1 protein-coding gene is annotated in these 1094 nt (G+C 54.6%); it reads left to right on the forward strand.

All coding sequences use genetic code 11. The annotated features are described in order from the left end of the window. The coding region (locus tag ACXJ5O_RS27935; RefSeq protein ID WP_457302750.1) for a tetratricopeptide repeat protein at positions 1-1094 on the forward strand (1094 nt) is incomplete at both ends.

Below are 1094 nucleotides of genomic sequence, written 5' to 3' on the forward strand. Positions count from 1 at the left end.
CAATCAATCCGGGTAAAGTTGATGACCGGGCTGCAAATGCTACGTCGAGCGATGCAGCTGTTGCCCAAGGCTCGCTTGCCGGCGTCAATTCGAGACAATGGGTTATCGCGATCCTACCCTCGCACGTCGCCGGACAAAGCGAAAATGGGCAGATTCTTGCATCGGAAGTGACGAGCCTCATTGCAAAATCACTCGTTGAAGGAACTGATATCCGTGTCACTGATTTCTCCTTCCGCGGAGGCGGTTGGGCGGGCTCACCGAACAACCCACCAAGCAGCGAAATCTCGCTGGCAACGCCCCTCGGCATTCAGCTGGAACTAACGCTCGCCAGTCAAACCGCCCTTATCGTGGTGAGCATTCTGCGTTTGGCGGATCATAGCCTGATCTGGAAAGACAGTTGCGTCGCCGATCGCCTCCCCCTGGAAAGAGGCGAAACCAGTCAGTTGCATGGGCTAATCAATCACTTGATCGATGAAGTCCATGGTTGCTTTCTTTTCCGCGGTGAAGGAGCAAAGCTCGAGCGCGAAACCACGATGATCGAAGCTGTCAACTCGGTCTTCCGGTTGTCTCGAGACGATCTCGATAGAGCGGAACGCATCCTCCATAACATTGCTGCGGACCGGCCTTCTTCGTCGGTCTATGCATGGCTCGCCTTTATCAGGACTTTTCGGGTTGGACAGCGTTTCAATGCCTACGACTCAACGATAGTCGAAGAAGCCCAATTCTACGCCCGCAAGGCATTGGAGTTGGATGCCAACAATTCCATCGCACTTGCTCTCGTTGGGCACGTGCATTCATTCTTGTTTTGCGAATACGACTATGCCGCCGGACTGTTCGAGCGAGCGATCAAGCTCAATCCAGCACAACCACTCGGTTGGGATCTCTATTCCATGTTGCATTGTTACGCTGGGCAGCCTGAAAAGGCGTTGGCCATGGCCAACTGGGCCCAGAACCTGGGGTTCTACAGCGTGCACAAGTATTATTTCGACACGACGAAGTGCATCAGTGCGGCTCTGGCCGGCGATCACGCAGCCGCCATTTCTGCCGGCGAAGACGCGCTGAAGATGCKTCCGGATTTCAATTCTCTCTTGCGC

This window comes from Phyllobacterium sp. P5_D12 (genome assembly GCF_054049495.1).